The organism is Saccharopolyspora griseoalba (assembly GCF_042665275.1).
Lineage (GTDB): Bacteria > Actinomycetota > Actinomycetes > Mycobacteriales > Pseudonocardiaceae > Saccharopolyspora > Saccharopolyspora griseoalba.
In genome coordinates, this window is record NZ_JBHTCJ010000013.1 from 12489 (window position 1) to 37133 (window position 24645).

The window sequence follows — 24645 nt, forward strand, 5'->3', positions numbered from 1 at the left end:
GGCCCGGAACCGCGGGCCTCAGCACGCGCGGTTCCGGGCCGAAGCGCCCGCTCACTTCTTCGCGGCGGCCTTCTGCTCCTTCTTGAAGGCCCGCACCTCCTGCAGCGTGTGCTCGTCGACGACGTCGGCGATGGAGCGACGCGCGCCGTCCTCGCCGTAGGCGCCCGCGGCCTCCCGCCAGCCCGCGGGCTCGACACCGCGCTGCTTGCCCAGCAGGGCGAGGAAGATGCGGGCCTTCTGGTCGCCATAACCCGGCAGCGCCTTGAGCCGCTTGAGGACTTCCTTGCCGTCCGGATCGCCGTCGGTCCAGATCCGCTCGGTCTCGCCGTCGTAGTTCTCGACGACGTACTGCGCGAGCGCGTGCACCCGCTTGCCCATCGAACCGCCGTATCGGTGGATCGCCGGCTTCTGCACGCAGAGCTCGACGAACTCGTCGAGATCCCACTCGGCGATCCTGGCGACGTCGAAGCCACCCATCCGCTCGGCGATCTTCTTCGGCCCGGCGAAGGCCACCTCCATCGCCACCTGCTGGTCCAGCAGCATGCCCGTCAGCAGCGCGAACGGGTCCTCGGACAGCAGCTGGTCCGCCTCGGCGTCACCGGTGAGATTGAGCTTGCTCGCCATGCGCCCATCTTCGCACGCACAGCGGCCGGGCAACGCGCGTCGCGGCCGCCTCCGGACAACCCGGCTCCGGACCACAAACACCGCACACGTGTGCTCCATCGTTCTACGACGTGCTACGTGCTCGACGAGCTTCGGTGGGATGACGAGGATGCCACCCACGTACGCAGACGCTCGGTGCGATGTCCCGGTGCGACCGACCTCGAACCTGCGTGGACGCTGCCGCCGATCCGCACTGCATCGTGCGCAACCCCGACCCCGAGAGCCGCATCGGCCACGTCCGACTGATCGGGTAGTCGGTCGAGGAGATCGCCCGCCGCATCGCCCGCGAGGAACTTCAACGCTGATCCGCAGCGGCGTCGCCCGCCACCCCTGAGCCGGTTCGCCCGGGGTGGAGCCACCTGCGATCCGGCGGCGTGCCCGTCAGCAGCGCGTCCGGTCGCGGTCAGGCGAAGTCGAGGTCGCGGGTGCTCGTCGTGGTGGCCGTGCGTCCCGGTGCGGTCTGGTACTGCCAGTAGAGGTTGGTGTGCGCGATGACCTCCGCGGGCCCGGGGGCTCCGTGGGCGGAGAGGTCTTCGGTGGTGTGCGCGTCGCCGACCAGGGTGACGTCGTAACCGCGGACGAAGCCGCCGTGCAGCGTCGAGCGCACGCAGGCGTCGGTCTGCGCCCCGGTGATGACCAGGCGCCCGACCGCGCGTTCGGACAGCACCTGTTCGAGATCGGTGGCCTCGAACGAGTCGCCGTGGGACTTGTGCACCAGCGGCTCGCCGTCCTGGCGGGACAGCTCGGGCACGTGCTCCCAGTCCTCGCTGCCGACGGGCAGGCCCTCGTCGCTGTGCTGGATCCACACCACCGGCACGTCCCGCGCGCGAGCGCGATCGACCAGCTCGCCGATGTTGCGCACCACTCCGTCCCGGTCGTGCGCCCGCGCGACCACTCCCCGCTGCACGTCGATCACCAGCAGCGCCGTGTTCGGCCGATCGTCCAAGGTGGTCATGCTGCCTCCCGAGCTGCGCGAACGCGATGCCGGGAACGCTAGCCCTCCCCACCGACGAATCCGGCGAACCTGCCCACCCCTTCCCCCATCGGCTGAACCTCCGAAGACCCTCGGATTCGCCACGCGGATTGGGAGGTGATTCGGGGTGCGGATTGGGAGGTGATTCGGGTGCGGAGGGTTAGCGCGGGGTGAGCGGGGTGCCCGGGGTGATCCAGTAGCGGTGCTTGGGCGGTTCGCCGTCGCCCACGTCGATGGTGGACTCGTAGCGGCCGCCGCAGGCCTCGATGACCTTGGCCGAAGCCGCGTTGCCGACGTCGCAGGTCAGCAGGGCTTCATCGACGCCCAGCGAACTCGCGACGAGCAGGCTCTGGCGCAGGATCTCGGTAGCGCAGCCCTTCCTGCGGTGCGCCGGCACCACCGCGTAGCCGATGTGCCCGCCGACCCGCGCCAGCGATTCGTTGAGCTCGTGCCGGATCGAGCTGCGCCCGACGATCTGCCCGTCGACCTCGGCGACCAGGAACGTCGCGGGCACCAGGCCGGGCGGCAGGTTCTCGCCGCGCCGCTGGTCCTCCAGCATCTTGAGGTACACGTTCCAGTCCATCGCCGGATCATCGCCCAGCAGGAAGTTGAACTCCCCGCGCATCTCCCGGTGCACCGCGCGGGCCGCGACCTCGTCGGCCGGCCGCAGCGGCCGGAGCCGCAGCGTCGTCATGCGAGCAGTGTGCCGCACCCGGTGACCGGATTCGCGGTGGTGGGGGTGCGTCGTGAGCGATCCGGAGCGCGGACGTGTGAGGATTCAGCACGTGATTCCAGACCTGTCCCCCGATCGCATCGACCGACTCCGCGAAGCCTTCCGCGCGGCGAACTACGACGCCGACGGCGTCCTCGACCTGCTCGGGCCGTCCGCGCACGCGGCGCTGGGCCGCAACGAGCCGGTGCCCGCGCTGCGGGCCACCACCGACGCGGGCCCGCTGGGCACCCTGGTCCGGCTCTTCCTGCTGGGCGTGGCCGAACCGCGGGAGGAGGTGCAGGTCGCGCTCGGCGAGCTCGGCGTCGACGAGGCGCTCGACGCGACGATCGTCGTGGCCGACGGCGACCAGCTCCGCGCCGGGCTGGACATCCGCCCCCACGGCACCGGCGAGGACTCCTGGTGGGTCGTCTCCGACCTCGACTCCGAGCTGCGCGGCGGGCGCACCCTGGAACCCGAGCACGTGCTGGGCGTGGGGCACGCCTCGCTGAGCCTGGTGCGCGCCACCTCGCGCCGCCCGGTCGGCTCCGTGCTGGACCTGGGCACCGGGTGCGGCGTGCAGGCGCTGCACGCCGCCACCCACGCGCGCTCGCTGACCGTCACCGACGTGTCCGAGCGGGCGCTGGCGCTTGCCGAGGCGACCTTCCGGCTCAACGACGTGGAGGCCGACGTGCGCGGGGGCGAGTGGTTCGACCCGGTGCGCGGCCGCAAGTTCGACCTGATCGTGTGCAACCCGCCGTTCGTGGTGGGCCCGGCGCGCACCGACTTCACCTACCGCGACTCCGGCCTGGCCGGCGACGACGCGAGCGCGCTGGTGGTGCGGCAGGCGCCGTCGTTCCTCGAGGAGGGCGGCACCGCGCAGCTGCTGGCCTCCTGGGTGCACAAGGACGGCGAGGACTGGGAGGACCGCGTCGCGCGCTGGCTGCCCCCGGGCGCCGGGGTGGATGCCTGGTTCGTCCAGCGCGACGTGGCCGAGCCGGACCTCTACGTGGGGACCTGGCTGCGCGACGCCGGCTACGACCTGCGCTCCCCGCAGGGCATCGCGAAGGCGAACGAGTGGCTGGACTGGTTCGCCGCCAACGACGTGATCGGGGTCGGGTTCGGGTTCATCACGCTGCGCCGCACCGACGGTCCCGGCGAGGTGGTCTGCGAGGACCTGCGACAAGCCTTCGACGACCCGCTGGGTCCGGAGTCCGACGCGTGGCTGCGCCGCGTCGACTGGTTGCGCGCGCACGGCTCCGACGAGGAGCTGCTGGCCGCGCGCCTGCGCACGGCCGACAGCACGGTGCTCGAACAGGTCTCCAGCCCGGGCGAGGAGGGCTGGGAGACCTTCGTGCACCGGCTGCACCGCACCGACGGCCCCGGCTGGCAGCACGAGGTCGACGAGCTCGCCAAGTCGCTGCTGGCGGGCTGCCGCGGCGCGCTGCCCACGGGCGAACTGCTCGAACTGCTCGCGATGGGATACGGCGAGGACGTCGAGGAGTTGACCGCCAACGCGATTCCGATGGTGCGCGAACTCGTGCGCCACGGAATGCTCCTGCCCGCCGAATGGTCGGGAGAGGATCAATGAGAGCAATCGTCACGCGGGTCACTCGCGCCTCGGTAACCGTCGCCGGCGAAGTCGTCGGCAAGATCGACGAACCCGGCCTTATGGTGCTTTTGGGCGTGACGCATTCCGACGGCACCGAAGAAGCGGCGAAAATGGCGCGGAAACTCCACGAGATTCGAGCGCTCCGGGAGGAGGAGTCCTGCGCCTCGTCGGGCGCGCCGCTGCTGGTGGTCAGCCAGTTCACCCTCTACGGCTCCACCCGCAAGGGACGCCGCCCCTCCTGGACCGAGGCGGCCCGCCCGGAGCAGGCGGAACCGCTGGTCGAGGCGGTCGTGGCGGCGCTGCGCGAGCGCGGCGCGAGGGTGGCCACCGGGGCCTTCGGGGAGATGATGTCGGTCGAGAGCGTCAACGACGGGCCATTCACACTTTTGGTTGACGTCTAAATGTAACGGGGGCTCTCAGGAAATCCTCAGGCTTGGCGGGCCAAAGGTGTGACTCGCGCGACGTCCATCAATCGCCGACTCCGGGAACGAATTCGCGAACCCGCTCGTTTTCCAGGTAACCAAGCTTCGACGGCGCCACAGGCGCGGGGCCGATCCCCGATGGATCGACCCGGCCGGCCGGAGAAGCGGACGCGGAAGCCCGCACTACCGAGCGTACGCGTCTTCGCGCCGCGCACGGACGCGCAGCGCGAATTGCGCCCGCCAAGCCAGCCCGTCAGGGAGGGAGCACATGACCGTCCCGCAGACCACCAAGCCAGACGCCCCCGTCTCCGAGGAACTGGACACCCAGGGCCCATCGGCAGACCTCGTGCGCGTCTACCTCAACGGCATCGGGCGCACCGCGCTGCTCACCGCGCAGGAAGAGGTCGACCTCGCCAAGCGGATCGAGGCCGGGGTCTTCGCCAAGCACCTGCTGGAGACCGAGGACGACCTCTCCCGCGAGCGCCGCAGCGACCTCAATGCCGTGGTGCGGGATGGCCGGCGCGCCAAGAACCACCTGATGGAGGCCAACCTCCGCCTGGTGGTCAGCCTCGCCAAGCGCTACACCGGCCGAGGCATGCCGCTGCTCGACCTCATCCAGGAGGGCAACCTGGGGCTGATCCGGGCGGTGGAGAAGTTCGACTACACCAAGGGCTTCAAGTTCTCCACCTACGCGACCTGGTGGATCCGGCAGGCCATCACGCGCGGCATGGCCGACCAGAGCCGCACCATCCGGCTGCCCGTGCACCTGGTCGAGCAGGTCAACAAGCTGGCCCGGATCAAGCGCGACCTGCACCAGAAGCTGGGCCGGGAGGCCACCGACGAGGAGCTCTCCGAGGAAGCCGGCATGCCGGTGGAGAAGATCCTCGACCTGATGGACCACTCCAAGGACCCGGTGAGCCTGGACATGCCGGTCGGGGCCGAGGAGGACGCCCCGCTGGGCGACTTCATCGAGGACGGCGAGTCCGCCGACGCCGAGAACGCGGTGATCTCCGGGTTCCTGCAGGACGACCTGCGCCGGGTGCTGGGCACCCTGGAGGAGCGCGAGCAGGCGGTCATCCGGATGCGCTACGGCCTCGACGACGGCCAGCCGCGCACCCTGGACCAGATCGGCAAGGCCTTCGGCCTCTCCCGCGAGCGGGTCCGCCAGATCGAGCGAGAGGTCATGTCCAAGCTGCGCCAGGGCGACCGGGCCGACCGGCTCCGCGCCTACGCCAGCTGACCCGACGTCCCAGCGGCCCGGCTTCCCCAGCGGAAGCCGGGCCGCTCCGCTTTCCGCTGGACGGATGTCCCGTTGCCGCCACCCGATCGGCTCGTTGACTCGGCACCGGACCGGGGCGAGGATCTTCACCCCCGCTTTTTCTCGGCGGTGCTTCGCCACCGCCTGCTCGGGAAGGTCGGGCTCGCCACCAGCGCGGGTCCGGCCTTCCCACCCCCGCGGTCGCGCACCTTCCCGTCGTCGGTTGACGGTCATCCGAACCGCCGACGACGCGCGCTTCGCCGGCTTCGCGGTCGAGGTCGGCGACGAAACCCCGCCGCCGACCGCTGACGAGCGCGGCGAGGACATCACCGGCCCCGCGGCGATCGGGTTGCGGGCGCGGCGCCTCAGCCCGCGAGGAACTTGTCGTGCCAGCGGCCCAGCTCCGCGCTGGTCACGCCGTGCGAGCGCAGCCAGCCCGCGGCGGCGCCCGGGTGCTCGCCGAACTCGGCGATCACGCCCTGGATCGCCTCGATCGGCGCGGCCATCAGGTCGGCGACGATGTCCTCGGTCACCCCCGGCGGCAAGCTCGGGGCCAGGTTGAGCCGCTGCAGCACGCGGTACATGTTCTTGTCGGTGCGCGCGTAGTCGGCCACGATCGCGTCCGGGAGCACTCCCGCGGCGCTGAGCAGCATCGCCGAGACCACCCCGGTGCGGTCCTTGCCCGCCGCGCAGTGCACCAGGACCGGACCGTCCGCCTCCACCGCGATGCGGAACACCTCCACCAGCTTGTCGGCCGCTTGGCGCACCATGCGCTGGTAGAACACGGACAGCTCGTCGGAGGTGTCCGGAGCCGACCTGGGCAGGTCGGTCAGCACCGGGACGCGGCGGACCTCGGTGACATCGGCCATCGGGTGCGCCCGTCCCAGGAGCTCGTCGTCCTCGCGCAGATCGACCACGACATGCGGCGGCCACTTCTCCAGGCCCTCCGGGTCGCGGTCGCCGGACCGCGGCGCGTCGCTGCGATAGACCACGCCTGGCCTGGTCAGCACGCCGTCGTCGGTGGGCTGCCCGCCCAGGTCGCGCAGGTTCACCAGGGCGCCGAGGTGATCCGTGCTGGACAATGCGGCCTCCATCGGTCAGGTGGAGCGGGCCCGCGGCGATGGGTGCCGCGGCCGCGGCGGTCCGCCCAGGATCCCAGCCCGGCGGTGCTTCGTTCCAGGTCCCGCCAGGTGAGTCGCGAATCCGGTGCTCCGTCACACCTGGAGCACCCCGGTGGACTCGGTGATCGCGCACGCGGTTACATGGGTTCAACGCGTAACCCGAACGCGCGCAAAGGAGCCGCGACCGTGTCCACCACGAATTTCGATTACACCGACGTGTTGCCCCTCGGCCCGGACGAGACCGAGTACCGCAAGGTCACCGACGAAGGCGTCCGCGTCGTCGAGGCCGCCGGGCGCCGCTTCCTCGAGATCGAACCCAGCACGCTGACCTCGTTGGCCTCGGAGGCCATCAAGGACATCCAGCACCTGCTGCGCCCCTCGCACCTGGCCCAGCTGAAGTCGATCGTCGAGGACCCCGAGGCCAGCGGCAACGACCGGTTCGTGGCCACCGACCTGCTGCGCAACGCGTGCGTGTCCGCCGGCGAGGTGCTGCCGATGTGCCAGGACACCGGTACCGCGATCGTGATGGGCAAGCGCACCGAGTCGGTGCTCACCGGCGGCGGTGACGAGGAAGCCATCGCCCGGGGCATCTTCGACGCCTACCAGGACCTCAACCTGCGCTACTCGCAGATGGCGCCGCTGAACTTCTGGGAGGAGCGCAACACCGGCAGCAACCTGCCCGCCCAGATCGAGCTCTACAACAAGCCGGGCACCGACCCGGTCTACGAGCTGCTGTTCATGGCCAAGGGCGGCGGCAGCGCGAACAAGACCTTCCTGTACCAGGAGACCAAGGCGCTGCTGAACCCCAAGCGGCTGGGCCGGTTCCTGGAGGAGAAGCTGCGCTCGCTGGGCACCTCCGCGTGCCCGCCCTACCACCTGGCCATCGTGGTGGGCGGCATGTCGGCCGAGTACAACCTCAAGGTCGCCAAGCTGGCCTCGGCCCGCTACCTCGACGGCCTGCCCACCGAGGGTTCGTCCTCCGGGCACGCGCTGCGCGACCCGGAGATGGAGCAGCAGGTCCTGGAGATGACCCGCCAGTTCGGCATCGGCGCGCAGTTCGGCGGCAAGTACTTCTGCCACGACGTGCGGGTCATCCGGCTGCCGCGGCACGGCGCCTCGCTGCCGGTGGGCGTGGCGGTGTCCTGCTCGGCCGACCGGCAGGCCAAGGCCAAGATCACCCCGGAGGGCGTGTTCCTGGAGCAGCTGGAGCGCGACCCGGCCAAGTACCTGCCCGAGGTCACCGACTCCGACCTCTCCGACGAGGTCGTCAAGATCGACCTGACCCGCCCGATGGACGAGATCCGCGCCGAGCTGTCCGAGCTGCCGGTCAAGACCCGGGTGTCGCTGACCGGTCCGCTGGTGGTGGCGCGCGACATCGCGCACTCCAAGATCGCCGAGCGGCTGGAGGCCGGCGAACCGATGCCGCAGTACATGCGCGACCACCCGGTCTACTACGCCGGTCCGGCCAAGACCCCCGACGGCTTCGCCTCCGGTTCCTTCGGCCCGACCACGGCGGGCCGGATGGACTCCTACGTGGAGCAGTTCCAGGCCGCGGGCGGCTCCATGGTGATGCTGGCCAAGGGGAACCGGTCCAAGCAGGTGGTCGACTCCTGCAAGACCCACGGCGGGTTCTACCTGGGCTCGATCGGCGGCCCGGCCGCCCGGTTGGCCCAGGACTGCATCAAGAAGGTCGAGGTCCTCGAGTACCCCGAGCTCGGCATGGAGGCCGTCTGGAAGATCGAGGTCGAGGACTTCCCGGCCTTCGTCGTGGTCGACGACAAGGGCGACGACTTCTTCGCCAACGCGACCGAGCCGGTCCTGCAGATCTCGTTCAACCGGTGATCCCGCCTCGCTCGGGCTCACCCGCGGGTGAGCCCGAGCGGGCTCGCACCGGCATCAGCGCGGGACCTTGACGTCCCGGTGCTCCAGGACGATCTGGCGATCGTCCAGGGGTTCGCTCAACCGCAGGGCCAGCGGAGGGTAGCGGAGGTCCATGGTGCAGATCCCCGGAGGCTCCGGGGTCTCCTCCACGAACACGATCTTGACGTGGTGCTCGGTCTGCTCGGCCAGCTCGGCGTGCACCTTGCTGCACCCGCCTTCCTGCCCGACGGCCCCGACCGCCCGTCCGTCGTCCTGGGTCCAGACCTTCTTCGGGTAGCTCTTGGGCAGCGCGGTGAAGTCGACGGCGTCCTGCTGCACGGGCTGCCGCTGGGCCTGCGGTGCGGGCTCAACCGGTCCGGGCGGGGCGGGCGGCTGACCGCCGAACCCCACGTCGTTCGGCTGTTGACCACAGGCTGCCAGCGCCAGGAGCAGCGTTCCCGCGCCCACTGCGGAGGTTAGGCGTCTCATGCCCTGAAGACGGACCGACGCGAACCTCCGGTTGCGTCCGGGGCGGGCCGATGGCTCGCCGTCTTTCCCACAATTCACCGCCGCAGCACGCCGCGGATCCACTCGTCGATCCAGGTGGCGAGCTCACCGGCGTTGCGCGCCCACTTGAAGTGGTCCAGGCGCGCCCCCGCATCGGCCTCGGAGTAGTGCCGCCGGGTGCGCGGCGCGGGCGTGCTGCCCGCGAGGTCGTCCATGGCCGATCCGGGCGCCAGGGCATCGTTGTCCACGGTCACCGTCAGCAGCGGCGTGCTCAGCCGCGCCAGGGCCGCGTCGTAGTCGACGTCCGAGCCGCTCAGCCGCCAGCGGGCGGTGCGGCCCTGACGCGCCCAATCGCGCATCAGACCGGTCGCCTGCCTGCCGCCGAAGCCGAACCGCTCCCCCGGCCAGCAACCCAGCAGCGTGGACAGCGCGGCGATGGCCTGCGGGCCCAGCAGGTTGTAGTAGTAGCGCCGCAGCCGTCCCGGGTAGGCGCGGTAGTTGACCGAGCCGGAGGCGATCAGCACCGCCCCGCGCACGCGACCGGGGTGGGCGGCGGTGTGCAGCATGGTGATCTGCCCGCCGAGGCTGTGGCCGAGCGCGAAGCGCGGTGCGGTGGCCGGGACGACCTGGTCGACGACGTCGAGCACCCCGTCGAGGTCGTCGACGAAGTCCTGGTAGCCGAAGCGGGTGCCGCGGGTGGCGCGCGGCCCGGTCTCGCCCTGCCCGCGCACGTCGTAGGAGACCACCTGCAGGCCGAGTCGGTGCAGGTGTGCGACGAACTTCAGGTAGTAGCCCGCGGGCACGCCCATCGCGGGCGCGAGCACCACGACCGGGCTCTCCGGGTCGTCCTGCAGCGCGGCGCGCACCTTGATCCGGTGCTCGCCCGCGGCGACCTCCCCGATCACCGGGGCCGGGGCGTCGAGCTTCTCGGCGATGACCTCGTCCACGCCGGACAGATTAACGGAACCGGCCAGTTTCGAGATGATGAGCTCGATCACCGCAGCCGGCGCGGCCCCCGGTCGGGCAGCTGCGCGGAACCGCCGAGCGAGATCCGCGCACCGGTCACGGACGCACCCCGCGGCGAGGCCAGCACGGGGTGCAGCGACAGCTCCCGCACCTCGGGCAAGTCCTCGGCCAACGTCGCCACCCGCAGCAGCAGGTCCTCCAGAGCCGCAAGGTCGGCCGGCTCGGCGCCCCCGTAGCCGTCCAGCAGCGGAGCCGCCCGCGGCGCCCGCACCAGCGAGGCCACGTCGACGTCGGTGAGCGGCAGCGAGCGGTAGGCCTTGTCCCCCAGCAGCTCGCTGGCCACCCCGGACAGGCCGAAGGCCACGAGCGTGCCGAACGAGGGGTCGTCGAGCAGGTCGATCACGCACGAGGTGCCGCGCTCGGCCATCCGCTGGACGTAGACCTCCTCGGAACCGGAGACCTCGCGCACCGCCTCGTAGGCCGTGCGCACCGCCTCGGCGTTGTCCAGGTCGAGCCGGACGCCGACGAGGTCCTGGCGGTGCCGCAGCCGCGAACTGGTCGACTTCAGCGCTACCGGGTGGCCCAGCGCCTCGGCCGCGGTGACCGCCGCCTTGGCGCTCCGCACCCGCCAGAAGGCCGTGACCTCGATGCCGTAGCACCCCAGCAGCTGCACCATCCGCTGGTCGTCGAGCCGGGTCAGCCCTTCGGAGATCCACTCCTCGACCAGCGATTTCGCCTGCTCGGAGTCGATGCCCTCCGGGCGCACGAAGTGACCCTTGGGCGCCGCGCGCCACTCCGCGTAGCGGGTGACGCGGGCCAGCGCCGCCACCGAGCGCTCCGGGCTCGGGTAGGAGGGCACCGAGCCCTTGCCCGCCATGCCGTCCGCTCCCGGCACGACCAGCTCGTCCGGCACGCCCTCGGCGGCCAGGAAGGTGGTCACCACCGGTTTGCAGCTCGACACGCCCGCTTCCTGCAGCGCCTCGCGCAGGGCGCGGGCGTAGGCCGCGCCGGGCACCGCCACCGGCGGTGCGAACACCGTCACCAGGGCATCGACGTCGTCGCGCAGCGCCGCGTCGCGCACCGCCGCGGCGAACTCCTTCGGCCCGGCCGAAGCGCCCACGTCCACCGGCTCGTGCGCCAGGGTCAGGTCCTGCGCTTGCGCCACGTCGGCGGCGATCATCCCCAGCGCCGCGGAGTTGCCCACGATCGACACCCGGTCGCCCTGCGGCAGCGGCTGGTGGGCCAGCAGCAGCGCGGTGTCGAACATCTGCGCCACGGACTCCACGCGGATCACGCCGGACTGCTCGAACAGCGCCTGCACGCTGTTCTCGTCGACCTGCACCGAGGTCGCCGCCAGGCCCGGTCGCACCGCGTTGCGACCGGACTTGACCACCACCACCGGCTTGTTGCGGGCCAGCCGCCGGGCCAGCCTGCCGAACTTGCGCGGGTTGCCGAACGACTCCAGGTACAGCAGCACCACGTCGGTGGCCGGGTCCGTCTGCCAGTACTGCAGCAGGTCGTTGCCCGAGACGTCGGCGCGGTTGCCCGCCGAGACGAAGGTCGACAGGCCCAGCCCGCGCTCGGTGGCCGTTTCCAGGATCGCCACGCCCAGCGCACCGGACTGGCAGAAGAACCCGGTGCGACCGCGCCCCGGCAGCTGGGGCGCGAGGCTGGCGTTGAGCCGGAACTCGGGATCGGTGTTGACCACGCCGAGCGCGTTCGGGCCGACCACCCGCATGCCGTGCACCCTGGCCGCGCGCACCATCTCGCGCTCCACCTCGCGTCCCTCCGGACCGGTCTCGCTGAACCCGGAGCTGACGATGACCAGGGTCTTGACGCCCTTGGCCAAGCAGTCGTCGAGGACCTCGTCGACCCCGGCCGCCGGGATGGCCACCACGGCCAGGTCGACCTCGTCGGGGATGTCGAGCACCGAGCCGTAGGCCCGGACGCCGCGCACCGAGCGGTGCTCGGGGTTCACCGGGTACACCGGCCCGGTGAAGTCGGCGGTGAGCAGGTTGGTCAGCACCGCGTGGCCGATCTTGCCGTGGTCGGTGGAGGCGCCGATGACGGCCACCGAGTGCGGTCGCAGCAGGTTGTGCACGCTGCGCGCCTCCGCGGCCTGCTCGCGGGCGCGCGCCACGGCGACCGATTCCTCGGTGGGGTCGATGTCGAACTCGAGGTGCACCACGCCCTCTTCCATCGCGCGGCTGACCTGGTAGCCGGCGTCCCGGAAGACGCGCACCATCTGGGAGTTCTCGGCGAGCACCTCGGCGACGAAGCGCTGCAACCCGCGTTCCTGCGCAGCGGCGGCGAGGTGCTCCAGCAGGATCGAACCGAGGCCCCGCCCCTGGTGGTCGTCGCGGACCACGAAGGCGACCTCGGCCGAGTTCTGCTCGCCCAACCGGTCGAAGCGGCCGACCGCCACGATGTCGTCGCCGAGCAGCGCCACCAGCGCGACCCGGTTCTCGTAGTCGACCTCGCTGAAGCGCCGGACGTCGCGCTCGGGCATCCGCGGGTAGGGCCCGAAGTAGCGGTAGTAGCGGGTGCGGTCGCTGAGCTTGCCGTGGAAGGCGACCAGCTTGTCGGCGTCCTCCGGGACGATCGGTCGCAGGTGCACCGTCCCCCCGTCGGAGAGGACCACGTCGGCCTCCCACTGCCGCGGGTACTGCTGCTGCGGCCCCGTTGCCTGTTCCTCCACTTCGGACTCCTCAGTCGCGGCTGTCCGCCGGGTCGAGCCCGTGCAGCGGGAACACCGCGTGCCGGGCGTCGCGGATCGCGGTGTCCACAGCGGAAGTGGTCACCCCGGTCCAGGGCTCGTAGGACGGGTCCGCGCCATCGCTCATCGAGGTCGGCAGCGGCACGTTCTGCGAGCGGCGAGCGGCGTAGGCCATCCAATCCTCGGGGATCGTCGTCTCCGGCGCCACGTCCCGGTTCAGCAGCGTCGCCAGCAGGTGGGCCCAGGCGCGGGGCACCACGCGGAACAACGAGTAGCCCCCGCCGCCCAGCGCCAGCCACCTCCCTCCTGCGCAGCGCTCGGCGAGCTCGCGCAGGTCCTGGTAGATCGCGCGCTGCCCGTCGACGGTCAGCGACAGGTCCGCCAGCGGATCGTCGCGGTGCGGGTCCGCGCCGCACTGGGTGACCAGCACCTGCGGGCCGAACTCCGCGAGCACCGAAGGCACCACCGCGTGGAAGGCCCGCCGCCAGTCGGCGTCCCCGGTCCCCGGGGGCAGCGGGATGTTGACCGCCGAGCCGTCGGCGCCGGTCCTGCCCACCTCGGTGGCGAACCCGGTTCCCGGCCACAGGGTCACCGGGTGCTGGTGCAGCGAGATGGTCATCACCCGCGGGTCGTCGTAGAAGGCCGCCTGCACGCCGTCGCCGTGGTGCACGTCGACGTCCAGGTAGGCGATGCGCTCCACCCCCTGTTCGAGCATCCAGGCGATGGCCACCGAGCAGTCGTTGTAGACGCAGAACCCGGCCGCGTGGTCGGCCATCGCGTGGTGCAGTCCCCCGGCGATGTTGACGGCGCGGTCGGTGCGGCCCGACACGATCTGCTCGGCCGCGTGGATCGAGGCCCCCGCGATCAACGCCGATGCCTCGTGCATCCGCTCGAAGATCGGGTTGTCGTCGGTGCCCAGACCGTGCCCGGCCTCGTAGCCGGTCAGCGGCGCGGAGCGCACCGCGGCGAGGTACTCGGGCGTGTGCACCCGCAGCAGGTCGGCCTCGGTCGCCGGCTCCGGTTTGAGCAGATCGACCCCGTCGAGCAGGCCCAGCGAGCGGGCCAGCCGCATGGTCAGATCAAGCCGGATCGGGTGCAGCGGGTGGTGCCCGCCGAGGTCGTACTCCAGCAGCGTTTCGTCCCAGACGACGGCCAACTCAGAACCCATGCCCGGACGCTACCGTGACTGTGGCCGCTCCCACAGCGCCTCGCGGTGTGTGGCATCGATCTCCCGGACGTGCGGGCCTCTTGCGCGAGTTGCCCGCTGCGCTGGTCGTCGAGCTTTGACCTCCAGCCGCGGCCCCGGGAGCTTCAGCCCGGTTCCTCGCCGGTGGCCGCCGGACGGTCGGGGTCGGCCGACCAGTTCGACCAGGAGCCCGCGTAGAGCGCCGCCGGATTGCGGGCATCGGTGATGCCCGCGTGCTCCAGGGCGAGCAGCACCGAGCAGGCGGTCACGCCGGAGCCGCAGTAGGCGCCGATCGGTTGCCCCGCTCGCACGCCCAGCCCGGCGAAGTGCTCGGCGAGCCGCGCGGGCGAGTGCCACCGCCCCGACTCCCCGGTGTGCGCGCTGAACGGCGCGTTGCGCGCGCCGGGCACGTGACCGGCGCGGGGATCCATCGGCTCCACCTCACCGCGGTAGCGCTCCGGCGCCCTGGCGTCCAGCAGCACGCCCACCCGGGCGAGCTTGGCCGCCTCGTCGGCGTCGACCACCGGCATCGAACCGGGCCGCACGCGGAACCCGCCGTCGCCCGGTTCCGGGACGTCGGTGGCCGTCGGCTTGCCCTCGGCGGTCCAGGCCGCGTAGCCGCCGTCGAGCACCGCGACGTTGCGGTGCCCCGCCCAGCGCAGCAGCCACCAGGCGCGGGCCGCCGAGGAACCGTCGCCGGCGTCGTAGACCACCACCCGTCGGTCGGCGTCGACGCCGGCGCGCCGCAGCACGGCCTGCAACCCCTCCGGCTCGGGCAGCGGGTGCCGCCCGGCCGGTCCGGGATCGCCCGCCAGCTCGGCGTCCAGGTCGACGAACACCGCTCCGGGCAGGTGGCCCGCTTCGTAGGCCTCGCGACCGGGCGGGCCCTGCAGGGACCACCGCACGTCCAGGACTGTCGGGTGCGGCTCCGCGCGCAGCGCGGACATGAGATCATCGGTACTGATCAGAGGATGCATGGCGGCCTTTCCGAGCCCGGCGACAAGGTCTGTCGACAATCCTCGCCTGTCAACTCCCCGGCCACTGACCGTTGTCGCTGGTAGCGACTAGCATCGTGGTTGGGACTTGAATGGGGAGCCGACGTGAACGATCTCATCGATACCACTGAGATGTACCTCCGCACCATCTACGACCTCGAAGAGGAGGGCGTGGTGCCGCTGCGGGCCCGCATCGCCGAACGACTCGAGCAGAGCGGCCCGACCGTGAGCCAGACCGTGGCCCGCATGGAGCGGGACGGGCTGCTGGCCGTCGCCGAGGACCGTCACCTGGAGCTGACCAAGGCCGGGCGCGCTCGCGCGATCAGCGTGATGCGCAAGCACCGGCTCGCCGAGCGCCTGCTCGTCGACGTGATCGGGCTCGAGTGGGAGCACGTGCACAACGAGGCCTGCCGCTGGGAGCACGTGATGAGCGAGGCCGTCGAGCGCAAGCTGGTCAAGCTGCTCGGTGGCCCCACCACCTCCCCCTACGGCAACCCCATTCCCGGTCTGGACGAGCTGGGCGTCGACCACATCGACAACCCCCCGGAGGGCGACCTGCAGCGGGTCGACGAGCTGGCCCGCAGCGGTGGCGGCCGCGCGGTCATCCGCCGGATCGCCGAGCACGTGCAGCTCGACCCCGACCTGATGACCGACCTCAAGGAGGTCGGCGTGCTGCCCGGCAACGAGGTGGAGATCAAGCCGGTCTCCGGCCCGAACAAGCCCATCGAGGTGCAGGGGCAGCACGGCAGCGCCGAGCTGACCTCGGGCATCGCGCACGCGGTGATGGTGGTGCTCGCCCGGTGAGCCCCTCCGAGCGCGCGGCGCAGTTGTTCGCCGAGGCCCACGACCGCGCCCCCGACGCCGTGTTCTCCGCTCCCGGCCGGGTGAACCTGATCGGCGAGCACACCGACTACAACGACGGCTTCGTTCTTCCCTTCGCGCTGCCGCACCGGGTCGCGGTCGCCATCGGCCACCGCGAGGACCGCGTGCTGGCGGCCACCACGCTCGGCGACGACGGGCAGCTGCACACCGCCGACGAGGCCGCGATCGAGGAGCTCGCGCCGGGCAGCCACACCGGGTGGGCCGCGTTCCCCGCCGGGGTCGCCTGGGCCCTGCGGGAGGCCGGCTACCCCGTCGCGGGCGCCGATCTCACGATCGTCGGCGAGGTCCCCACCGGCGCCGGGTTGTCGTCCTCGCACGCCCTGCAGTGCGCGATCGCGCTGGCCCTGCTCGACCGCGCGGGCTTCCCGCAGGACTCGCCGGAGGCCCCGAGCCTCGCCCGGGTGGCGCGGCTGGTGCAGATCTCGGAGAACGACTTCGTCGGCGCGCCCACCGGGCTGCTGGACCAGACCGCCTCGCTGCGCTGCGTCGAGGCCCACGTGCTGTTCCACGACGTGCGCAGCGGCGAGTCCGAGCAGGTTCCGTTCGACCCGCGCGGCGCGGGACTGGAGCTGCTGGCCATCGATACCCGCGCCAAGCACTCGCACAGCGAGTCCGGCTACGGCGACCGGCGCAAGGGTTGTGAGCGCGCGGCCGAGCTGCTGTCGGTGAAGGCACTGCGCGACGTATCCGTGGACGAACTCCCGGCGGCGCTGGACGCGCTCCCGGAGGAGCTTCGGCCGCTGGTACGCCACGCGGTCACCGAGAACGACCGGGTGCTGCGCACCGTCGAACTGCTGCGCGCCGACCGGTACGCCGAGGTCGGCCCGCTGCTGGACGCCTCGCACACGAGCCTGCGCGACGACTACCGGGTCTCGTGCGCCGAGCTCGACCTCGCCGCCGCGTCGGCCAAGTCGGCGGGCGCGCTCGGCGCGCGGATGATCGGCGGCGGGTTCGGCGGCTCGGCCATCGCGCTGATCAACACCGCGGACCGGGACGCGGTCGAGCAGGCGGTTCTGCGGGCCTTCGCCGAGCAGAACCTCGCCGAGCCGCGGATTTTCACCGCGGTACCCTCCGCCGGCGCGGGTCGGGACCGCTGACCGCGGACCGCTCGCCGTCCCCCGAACAGAACTCCCACGGAAGGCAACAGGCACGTGAAGCTCCTCGTCACAGGCGGCGCCGGGTACGTCGGAAGCGTGTGCGCCGCGCGGCTGGTGGAATCCGGGCACGAGGTCGTCGTGGTCGACGACCTCTCGACCGGGCACGCCGACGCGGTCCCGGACGGCTGCAAGTTCGTGCAGGCCGACATCGCGGAGGCGGCGAGCGGCCTGCTGGCGGAGTCGTTCGACGGGGTGCTGCACTTCGCGGCCAAGTCGCTGGTCGGCGAGTCGATGGAGAACCCGCAGAAGTACTGGCAGGGCAATGTGGTGACCTCGCTGCGCCTGCTGGACGCGATGCGGGAGCACGGCACGCCGCGCCTGGTGTTCTCGTCGACGGCCGCCACCTACGGGGAGCCGGACAGCGAGCTGATCACCGAGGACTCGTCGACCCGGCCGACGAACACCTACGGGGCGACCAAGCTGGCCATCGACCACGCGATCAGCTCGTACGCTTCGGCGCACGGCATCGGGGCGGTCAGCCTGCGCTACTTCAACGTCGCCGGTGCGCACGGGTCGATCGGTGAGCGGCACACCGTGGAGACGCACCTGATCCCGATCGTGCTGCAGGTCGCCCTCGGGCAGCGGGAGCAGGTGCAGATCTTCGGCGAGGACTGGCCCACCGAGGACGGCACCTGCGTGCGCGACTACATCCACGTCACCGACCTGGCCGACGCGCACCTGCTGGCGCTGCGGAACGCGCAGGCCGGGCAGCACCGGATCTACAACCTCGGCAACGGCACCGGGTTCTCGGTCAAGCAGGTCATCGACACCTGCCGCGAGGTGACCGGACACCCGATCCCGGCGAAGGTGGCGCCGCGCCGCGCGGGCGACCCGGCCACGCTGGTCGCTTCCAGCCGGGCCGCCCGCGAGGAGCTGGGCTGGCGGCCCGAGCGCGCCGACCTGGGCGTGATCGTCCGCGACGCGTGGGAGTTCACCAGGGCGCGCCACCAGGCCTGACCGCCGTCCACCGGTGGTCCTGCCCGCCGCGCGCATCAGCACGCACCTTCCTCGTCCAGCACCAGCCGAGCGTCCTCGGTCGCGTTGCGGGCGATGGCGCTCAGCTCGGCGGGCGGGATCCCGGCCTCCATGGCCTGGCGCAGCAGCACGCCGAGCCGGTGGTCGGGCTGGACGCGCTCCGCGCGCTCCAGCGCGACCGAGGCCAAGCCGCCCTCGCCGCGCAGGTAGGCCGAGAAGGCCAGCAGCACGGCGACCTCGGGAAGCTCGGCGTCAGGAGCCTTGCGCACCAGGGAGAGCCAGAGCTCCTCGGCCGCCCGGGCGTGCTCGCCGAGCGCGGTGCCCAGCACGATGTCGCGCACCCGGTTGTCGGAGACCGCGAGCAGCACGCCCTGCAGGTCACCCTCGGTGAGCGCGGACCCGGCGGCGGAGCGCCGGATCGCCGCGTGCACCGCGCGCACGTCCCGGGCGACCCGGTCCGGAACTTCTTCGTCTAGGTCGTCCTCGGCCAGCGCGTCCAACTTCGCCGACCAGCGGGCGACGACCTCCGGCGACTCCGGGGCGACGAGCTCGCGGAGCTCGTCCTTGCTGCCGAAGGTCACCGCGCCCCGCGCGGCCAGCACCGCACCGATCGGGGACTCCTTCGGATCGGCGACGGTTCCGGTGCACTCGACGTCGTCGTAGCAGCGCCACGGCGCGCCTTCCCGGATCTCCGAGGTCCACACCGCGTGGGCGGGGACGATGCCGTTGTGCTGCAAGGTTTCCTTGACCACCTCGATCACCGAGCACATCGGCGGCCCCGCTTCCTCCAGCAGGCGGATCCGCTCGGCGTCCTCGGCGGTGGACTCCTGGCAGGTGTCCTCGCAGGTCTCGGCGCAGGCCGCCTCGTCGGCCCGCTCGCCCACCACGATCAGCAGCACGGCTTCGGCGTCCTGCTGGCGAAGCGGGCCGTGCAGCAGGAACTCGCCGAACGCGCGCGCTTGCATCGGGCACGGCAGGTCCAGCCGCATGGTCACGCCGAAGCGCGGCGCGACCGCCAGGTCGTGCAGGGTCACCAGCACGAAGGAATCTTCCGGGTGGAAGCCGAGCAGGTGCGGCAGGGCGGCGAGCACGTCGCCGGGTTCGCTGACCGAGATGCGGGTGTTGAGTCGTGTCGTCATGCCGACCAGGTTGGCCGCGAAAGCCCCTGCGGCGGAACGGTGTTCGGTCAATCTCCGGATGCGCGAGGCCGATGTGGACAACCGGGTCCTGAACCCGCCGGAACAACACCGCGGAGTGACGTTCGACCGGGTGGAATTTCGGCCTGAATCTCCGCGCTCACCGGAAGCGCGGGGATTCAGGCCGACCTGATCACCGCTCCGCGATCGGCAGTCGAAGCCGGGTTCGGGACAGGTCCAGCTCCAGCCCCGTCCCCGGATCGGGCCGCAGCGTGAACTCGTGATCGCTGGAGAGCACCACCAGACCGAGGCGGTGTCCGGGCTCGAAGACGTAGTCGTCGGGCTGCATCCGCACGGTGATCCGGTAGTCCTCCCCCGGCTCGATCGGCACCGTGCGGTCGACGGCCTCGCGGTTCTGCGGATCGGTCCAGCCGCGGGTCACCACCGAAACACCCCCGTCCGGCGCCTGGTCGACCAGCAGGGCGGTCACGTTCGCCGCGGGCCGGTCGAAGCGCAGCGCGAGCTCGGCGCGCACCTCCCCGCTGACCCGCGAGGGCTCGGCCAGCGGCGAGGTGAAGTAGGCCAGCCGGTTCGGAGAGCTCGGCGCGGCTGCCAGATCGCGAGCGAGCCGCCTCGCGTCGTCGGTCAGCCCCTCGACGACCGGTTCACCGGCCCCGCGCGCGGCCAGCCCGCCGCGCTGCCGACCACCGGCGGTCGGGCGCAGTTCGACCGACCGCGCCCCCGGCGCGGGCCACTCCGGCTCCTCGACCCAGCTGCCGTCCTCGCGCTGCACGGTGGCTCGGGGCTCGTCCTCGACGCCGTTGGGCACGTCGTGGAGGTAGCGGGTGAACCAGCGGTTGAGCTCGCGCAGCCACTCCTGCTCGCGCAGCTCGATCGGGTCGGTGTGCCCCGACCGGTGCCACCAGATCTTGTGCGGCACACCGCGTTCGCGCAGCTCCGCGTACCACTGGGCGGCCTGGCGGGTCTTGACGTTCCAGTCGTTGAGGCCGTGCACCTGCAGCACCGCGGCGCGGACGTCGTCGACGTCGTCGAGGTAGTTGCGCTGCGCCCAGAAGGAGTTGTAGTCACCGGTGATCCGGTCCTGCTCGGCGGCGATCCGGTCGATCACCGGTCGGCAGACCTCGCGATCGGCCCGCGTGTGGACGAACTTCGCCAGCACGTCCGCGTCCTCGCCCTGGTAGCCGCCGGGTGCCACCACGGCGCCGTCGCTGCGGTAGTAGTCGTACCAGTTCGAGATCGCCCCGATCGGCACGATCGCGTCCAGCCCCTCGACACCGGTGCTGGCCACCGCGTTGGGCAAGGTGCCGTTGTAGGACACGCCCATCATCCCGACCTGCCCGCTCGACCAGTCGGCCCGCACCGGTCTACCCGCGGTGTCCCGGGCGGGGGCGCGATCGTTGAGCCAGTCCACCACCGCCTTCGCACCGATCGTCTCGTTCCGGCCGCCGGTGGTCGGGCATCCGGTGGACCCGCCGGTGCCCAGCGACTCGGCGTAGACCACCGCGTATCCCCTGGCCAGGAAGAACTGCTCGTACTCCCAATCGATCCGCGCTGCCGCGGCGGTCCGGCGGTCGCCCGCGCTGCTGCGCGCCGACCGCGCTCCCGGCTGCTGCTCGGGCACGTGCAGCTCGGTGTCGACGTCGTGGTTCGCCACCTCGTTCCCGCCCGCGAAGTAGGGGCTCGCCCGGTAGACGACCGGCACCCGCAGACCTCGTTCGGTCTCGGCCGGCCGCACGACCTGCGCGTGCACCCGATCCGGTCGCCCATCTCGGTCGCTGTCCACCGGAGCGGTGACGTGCAGGTCCTCGCGCACCGCCTCGGCCGGGTCGAACACCGGCTGCGCCTGCCCTTCCCGGAAGACCGGCCGCTGCGGCGGGTCCGCGCTCGCGGTCGCGCCGACCAGGGGCAAGGCGAACAACGCCGCGAACAGGACCGCCGCACACCGCCGCATACGCAACTCCCGGGTTGGGTTCGCAAATCGGGCACAACACTGGCAAGCCGTGATCAGCGCGGCAACTCCGTGTCCGGTTCCCGAAGCGGCGACACCGGCACGCGTAAGCTCGTCGACGTGCGAGACCACCGCCCAGCGAGGAGAGCGACCATGTCCATTCCGTCCAGCGCGCTGACCTCCGCCGGTTTGATCGGCGGGTTCGCGGTCGCGCGGGCCAGCGAGCACCGGCACTGGGGCGGCGTGGTCGCGGCGGGTCTCGGCCTGGCCGCGGTGGAGGTCTGCCGCCGCCGCGCTGGTGCCGTGCCCGCGCTCGCCCTCGGCGCCACCTACGCCGGCGCGCTCTACAGCTCGCACCCGTTGGCCAAGAAGGTCGGCGCTTGGCCGTCGGTGTTCGCGGTCACCGGCGCGACGGCCGCTGCCGCCACCGTCCTCGCCCGCCAGCGCTGACCGCGCGAGTCAGTTCGCCAGGAACTCCTCGAACGTTCGGCGACCGGTGGCACCGTCGGGCACCAGGTTGCTCCCCTCGCGCAGCGCGCGGAAGAACCCGCCGGGCGGGCGCACCGGGACCACCAGCCTGCGCCGCCCGGTCGCGCGCAGGTAGGCGCGGGTGAGCGACGCGTGGCTGCGGATCTGCGGACCGCCCACGTCCGGCACCCTGCCGGCGGGCTCGGCGACCGCCAGCTCGGCCAACCGCTGGGCCACCTCGCCCGCGTCGACCGGTTGGAACCGCACCCCGGACAGCGCCGCGAGCACCGGCGACCGGGCCTGGATCCGGGTGAGCCCGGCGATCAGGTCGTGGAACTGGGTGGTGCGCAGGATCGTCCACGGCAGGCCCGAGTCGATCAGCAGCTGCTCGGCCTCCAGCTTGGCGCGGTAGTAGAACATCGGCAGCCGGTCGATGTCCACGATCGAGATGAACACCAGGTGCGGTGATCCCGCGCGTCGCGCCCCGGCCAGCAGGTTGCGCATCGCGGCCACGTCACCGGTGCCGTTGGTGGTCGCGCAGTGCACGATCGCGTCCACGGGATCGACGACGACCCGGTTGCGCAGGTCGCCCACCACGCGGCCGGGTCCTTCCCGCCGGCTCAGCACCCGCACGTCGTGCTCCCGCGCGCGCAGCGCGCGCGCCACGCCGCTGCCGAGGGTGCCGGTACCACCGGTGACCAGAATCGACTTGCCCACAGTCACGCCTCCTCGATCTCGCCCGTGAGACGAGATGCCACCCGCAGGTGTGACGACCGATCAGCTGGCCGACGCACCCGCATCCCGCCGACCCGAGCCGCCGCGAACGAGCTGGACGGTCGCATTAGGCTGTTTACCGGACCGTTGCCCGACGATACGGCTAAGGAATACCCGGTGACCGATCCAGCTTCATCCCTCGAAGAGCTGACCGCCCAGCGCGACCAAGCCCGCAAGGACCACGCCGACCTCGTCGCCCGCGGCCTCAAACTGGACCTCACCCGGGGCAAGCCGTCGCCCAAGCAGCTCGACCTGTCCGACGCGCTGCTCGACATGGGCGGCCCGGCGGTCGGCGCGGACGGCACCGACCTGCGCAACTACGGCGGCCTGAACGGGCTGCGCGAACTGCGGGAGATCTTCAGCGAGGGCCTGCAGGTCCCGACCGACCAGCTGCTCGCCGCGGGCAACTCCAGCCTCGAGCTGATGCACGACGCCATCGTGTTCGCGCTGCTGCAGGGCGTGCCCGGTGGCGAGCGCCGGTGGGCCGACGAACCCGAGATCGCCTTCCTGTGCCCGGTGCCCGGGTACGACCGGCACTTCGGGGTCTGCGAGAAGCTCGGCATCGAGATGATCACCGTGCCGATGACCTCCGAGGGCCCGGACATGGACGCCGTCGAGCGCCTGGTGGCCGAGGACTCCCGGATCAAGGGCATCTGGTGCGTGCCGAAGTACAGCAACCCGGACGGCACCATCTACTCGGACGAGACCGTGCGCCGCCTGGCCGCCATGACCACCGCTGCCCCGGACTTCCGGGTGTTCTGGGACAACGCCTACGCGGTGCACCACCTCACCGAGACCGAGCACGAGATCGCCGACCTGCTGTCGCTGTGCGCCGAGCACGGCAACCCGGACCGCGCTTTCGTCTTCGGGTCCACCTCGAAGATCACCTACGCGGGTGCGGGCGTGTCCTTCTTCGGTTCCTCGCAGGCCAACGTCGACTGGTGGCTGGCCTCGACCGCCAAGCGCAGCATCGGGCCGAACAAGGTCAACCAGCTGCAGCACGTGCGGCTGCTGCGCGACGCCGAGGGCCTGCGCGAGCACATGCGCAACCACGCGGCGCTGATCCGCCCCAAGTTCGAGGCCGTCGACAAGATCCTCGGCTCCGAGCTCGGCGAGACCGGCCTCGCCAGCTGGAGCAAGCCCGAGGGCGGGTACTTCATCAACCTGGAAGTTCCCGAGGGCTGCGCCAAGGCCGTGGTGGCCAAGGCCGGGGAAGCGGGGATCGCGATGACGCCTGCCGGGGCGACCCACCCCTACGGCGAGGACCCGACGGACTCGGTGATCCGGATCGCGCCCACCTACCCCGAGCTGCCGGACGTCGAGGCCGCCACGCAGGCGCTGGCGACCTGCGTGCGCCTGGTGGCCACGGAGAAGCTGCTGGCCGACGAGCAGGGCTGATCCTCAGCGAGAAGCGGGTGGCTCGACTCCACGTCGAGCCACCCGCTTCTCGTCGCGGGGTCGTTCCCGGCGCGATCACGACCTCGGTGCTCAGCGGCGTTCGAACGAATGCGAGCGCCCCACGACCGAGAAGCCCCGGCGTTCGTACCACTGATGCGGCCAGTCCTGCGCATCGGCGATCAGGAACCGGATGCCGCAGGACGCGTCGGCGGCCAACCGAAGCGCGGTGTTCAGAACCGCGCCGGCATGGCCCCGCCGGAGGTGGGGTTCGGCGGTGATCAGGTCTTCCACCTGGGCGGTTCCGGTCGCCGGGTCCAAGTAGAGGTCGGCCCAGAAGGCGAGTTCGCCGTCGCGCGTGCGCGCGCCGAGGAAGAGCACGGCCTCGGCCGCGCGCCTACGGGCCTCGCGCCGGTCGACGAGCTGCCGCACGACCTCGTCCTCGGCATCGGGGAGCATTCCCCGCAGGCGCAGCTCCAGCGGGACGGACAGCTCCGCGAGATCCACCACCTCGGTGGATCCACCGGTCGGCACCCGGCCGACGTGCACCATGATCAGCTGCGTGGACCCGACGTACCCGGCTCGGCGCAGCGGGTCCGCGACCGCGGCTCCCACCGTCTCGTCGAGGACGGTGATCGAGCGGTGCGGCAGGTGCCCCAGCGCTCCCTCGGCGATGGCGGGCAACGCCTCGCCGTCCACCGCACCGTCGATGATCAGCTGGTTGTCCGCGCGGGACCGGGCGAAGGCCTCGTCGTACACCGCGAACCCGCCCGGGACCTCGGCGCTGCGCGCGGCGCGACGACGGGCGAAGGCCGCGCGAGAGGCGTTGATCCGCTGAAGCGCTGCGCTCGGCACGGCGGGGACCCTAGCCGTCCGGACGTTCCGCCCGCCTCGTGCCGGC

22 protein-coding genes are annotated in these 24645 nt (G+C 71.9%); 9 read left to right on the top strand and 13 right to left on the bottom strand.

The annotated features are described in order from the left end of the window. Positions 1 to 51: 51 nt before the first annotated feature. The 3 genes from ACFQRI_RS21685 to ACFQRI_RS21695 form a co-directional block, all read right to left on the bottom strand. On the bottom strand, positions 52 to 624 hold the full coding sequence (locus tag ACFQRI_RS21685; protein WP_380671515.1) for an HhH-GPD-type base excision DNA repair protein: 573 nt from the start codon (positions 622 to 624) through the stop codon (positions 52 to 54). A gap of 442 nt (positions 625 to 1066) precedes the next feature. Next, on the bottom strand, positions 1067 to 1618 hold the full coding sequence (locus tag ACFQRI_RS21690) for an isochorismatase family protein (protein ID WP_380671517.1): 552 nt from the start codon (positions 1616 to 1618) through the stop codon (positions 1067 to 1069). Between the two features lie 178 nt (positions 1619 to 1796). Continuing rightward, on the bottom strand, positions 1797 to 2330 hold the full coding sequence (locus tag ACFQRI_RS21695) for a GNAT family N-acetyltransferase (RefSeq protein WP_380671519.1): 534 nt from the start codon (positions 2328 to 2330) through the stop codon (positions 1797 to 1799). 91 nt (positions 2331 to 2421) lie between these two features. On the opposite strand from ACFQRI_RS21695, the gene ACFQRI_RS21700 reads away from it, so the two are divergent. The 3 genes from ACFQRI_RS21700 (at position 2422) to ACFQRI_RS21710 (ending at position 5619) form a co-directional block, all read left to right on the top strand. Continuing rightward, entirely contained in the window at positions 2422 to 3936 is a 1515-nt protein-coding gene (locus ACFQRI_RS21700; protein WP_380671521.1) for a DUF7782 domain-containing protein, read from the top strand. Then, complete coding sequence (gene dtd, locus ACFQRI_RS21705; protein ID WP_380671523.1) at positions 3933 to 4358, top strand: D-aminoacyl-tRNA deacylase; 426 nt, start codon at positions 3933 to 3935, stop codon at positions 4356 to 4358. The genes ACFQRI_RS21700 and dtd overlap by 4 nt, the downstream gene beginning before the upstream one ends. Before the next feature lie 289 nt (positions 4359 to 4647). Continuing rightward, positions 4648 to 5619: a sigma-70 family RNA polymerase sigma factor gene (locus ACFQRI_RS21710; protein WP_380671525.1), complete on the top strand. Its 972-nt coding sequence runs from the start codon at positions 4648 to 4650 to the stop codon at positions 5617 to 5619. 383 nt (positions 5620 to 6002) lie between these two features. Here the strand turns inward: ACFQRI_RS21710 and ACFQRI_RS21715 are convergent, their stop codons facing one another. Further along, positions 6003 to 6719: a tyrosine-protein phosphatase gene (locus ACFQRI_RS21715; protein ID WP_380671527.1), complete on the bottom strand. Its 717-nt coding sequence runs from the start codon at positions 6717 to 6719 to the stop codon at positions 6003 to 6005. A 180-nt stretch (positions 6720 to 6899) separates the two neighbouring features. Between ACFQRI_RS21715 and ACFQRI_RS21720 the strand changes: the two genes are divergently transcribed. Beyond that, positions 6900 to 8600: a fumarate hydratase gene (locus ACFQRI_RS21720; protein WP_380671529.1), complete on the top strand. Its 1701-nt coding sequence runs from the start codon at positions 6900 to 6902 to the stop codon at positions 8598 to 8600. Between the two features lie 54 nt (positions 8601 to 8654). On the opposite strand, the gene ACFQRI_RS21725 is transcribed toward ACFQRI_RS21720, so the two are convergent. The 5 genes from ACFQRI_RS21725 to ACFQRI_RS21745 all read right to left on the bottom strand — a co-directional run bounded on the left by ACFQRI_RS21725 (position 8655) and on the right by ACFQRI_RS21745 (position 14970). Next, entirely contained in the window at positions 8655 to 9029 is a 375-nt protein-coding gene (locus tag ACFQRI_RS21725) for a hypothetical protein (protein ID WP_380671531.1), read from the bottom strand. Positions 9030 to 9181: 152 nt separating this feature from the next. Then, positions 9182 to 10072: an alpha/beta hydrolase family protein gene (locus tag ACFQRI_RS21730; RefSeq protein ID WP_380671533.1), complete on the bottom strand. Its 891-nt coding sequence runs from the start codon at positions 10070 to 10072 to the stop codon at positions 9182 to 9184. 47 nt (positions 10073 to 10119) lie between these two features. Beyond that, a complete protein-coding gene (locus ACFQRI_RS21735) occupies positions 10120 to 12789 on the bottom strand; it encodes a bifunctional acetate--CoA ligase family protein/GNAT family N-acetyltransferase (RefSeq protein ID WP_380671535.1) in 2670 nt (889 codons plus the stop codon). Positions 12790 to 12799: 10 nt separating this feature from the next. Further along, positions 12800 to 13975: an acetoin utilization protein AcuC gene (locus ACFQRI_RS21740; RefSeq protein WP_380671537.1), complete on the bottom strand. Its 1176-nt coding sequence runs from the start codon at positions 13973 to 13975 to the stop codon at positions 12800 to 12802. 143 nt (positions 13976 to 14118) lie between these two features. Continuing rightward, on the bottom strand, positions 14119 to 14970 hold the full coding sequence (locus ACFQRI_RS21745) for a sulfurtransferase (protein ID WP_380671539.1): 852 nt from the start codon (positions 14968 to 14970) through the stop codon (positions 14119 to 14121). 123 nt (positions 14971 to 15093) lie between these two features. Between ACFQRI_RS21745 and ACFQRI_RS21750 the strand changes: the two genes are divergently transcribed. The 3 genes from ACFQRI_RS21750 to galE are packed head-to-tail and all read left to right on the top strand — an operon-like array spanning position 15094 to position 17984. Further along, a complete protein-coding gene (locus ACFQRI_RS21750) occupies positions 15094 to 15792 on the top strand; it encodes a metal-dependent transcriptional regulator (protein WP_380671541.1) in 699 nt (232 codons plus the stop codon). Then, positions 15789 to 16967 carry a galactokinase gene (galK, locus tag ACFQRI_RS21755; protein WP_380671543.1) on the top strand — a complete coding sequence of 393 codons (1179 nt, stop codon included), beginning with the start codon at positions 15789 to 15791 and terminating at the stop codon, positions 16965 to 16967. The genes ACFQRI_RS21750 and galK overlap by 4 nt, the downstream gene beginning before the upstream one ends. A gap of 54 nt (positions 16968 to 17021) precedes the next feature. Beyond that, on the top strand, positions 17022 to 17984 hold the full coding sequence (gene galE / locus ACFQRI_RS21760; RefSeq protein WP_380671545.1) for a UDP-glucose 4-epimerase GalE: 963 nt from the start codon (positions 17022 to 17024) through the stop codon (positions 17982 to 17984). A gap of 35 nt (positions 17985 to 18019) precedes the next feature. Here the strand turns inward: galE and ACFQRI_RS21765 are convergent, their stop codons facing one another. Together ACFQRI_RS21765 and ACFQRI_RS21770 are read right to left on the bottom strand one after the other, a co-directional pair. Next, positions 18020 to 19141: a DUF4192 domain-containing protein gene (locus ACFQRI_RS21765; protein ID WP_380671547.1), complete on the bottom strand. Its 1122-nt coding sequence runs from the start codon at positions 19139 to 19141 to the stop codon at positions 18020 to 18022. Between the two features lie 190 nt (positions 19142 to 19331). After that, positions 19332 to 21110, bottom strand: a complete 1779-nt coding sequence (locus ACFQRI_RS21770; RefSeq protein ID WP_380671549.1) for a Xaa-Pro dipeptidyl-peptidase — start codon at positions 21108 to 21110, stop codon at positions 19332 to 19334. A 150-nt stretch (positions 21111 to 21260) separates the two neighbouring features. On the opposite strand from ACFQRI_RS21770, the gene ACFQRI_RS21775 reads away from it, so the two are divergent. Next, positions 21261 to 21557 carry a hypothetical protein gene (locus ACFQRI_RS21775; protein ID WP_380671551.1) on the top strand — a complete coding sequence of 99 codons (297 nt, stop codon included), beginning with the start codon at positions 21261 to 21263 and terminating at the stop codon, positions 21555 to 21557. A gap of 9 nt (positions 21558 to 21566) precedes the next feature. On the opposite strand, the gene ACFQRI_RS21780 is transcribed toward ACFQRI_RS21775, so the two are convergent. Further along, positions 21567 to 22292, bottom strand: a complete 726-nt coding sequence (locus ACFQRI_RS21780) for an SDR family oxidoreductase (RefSeq protein ID WP_380671552.1) — start codon at positions 22290 to 22292, stop codon at positions 21567 to 21569. 174 nt (positions 22293 to 22466) lie between these two features. Here ACFQRI_RS21780 and ACFQRI_RS21785 point away from each other — a divergent pair, with 174 nt between their 5' ends. Beyond that, complete coding sequence (locus ACFQRI_RS21785) at positions 22467 to 23747, top strand: aspartate aminotransferase type Ic (RefSeq protein WP_380671554.1); 1281 nt, start codon at positions 22467 to 22469, stop codon at positions 23745 to 23747. A 90-nt stretch (positions 23748 to 23837) separates the two neighbouring features. Here the strand turns inward: ACFQRI_RS21785 and ACFQRI_RS21790 are convergent, their stop codons facing one another. Then, on the bottom strand, positions 23838 to 24599 hold the full coding sequence (locus ACFQRI_RS21790; protein WP_380671556.1) for a GNAT family N-acetyltransferase: 762 nt from the start codon (positions 24597 to 24599) through the stop codon (positions 23838 to 23840). Positions 24600 to 24645: the final 46 nt, after the last annotated feature.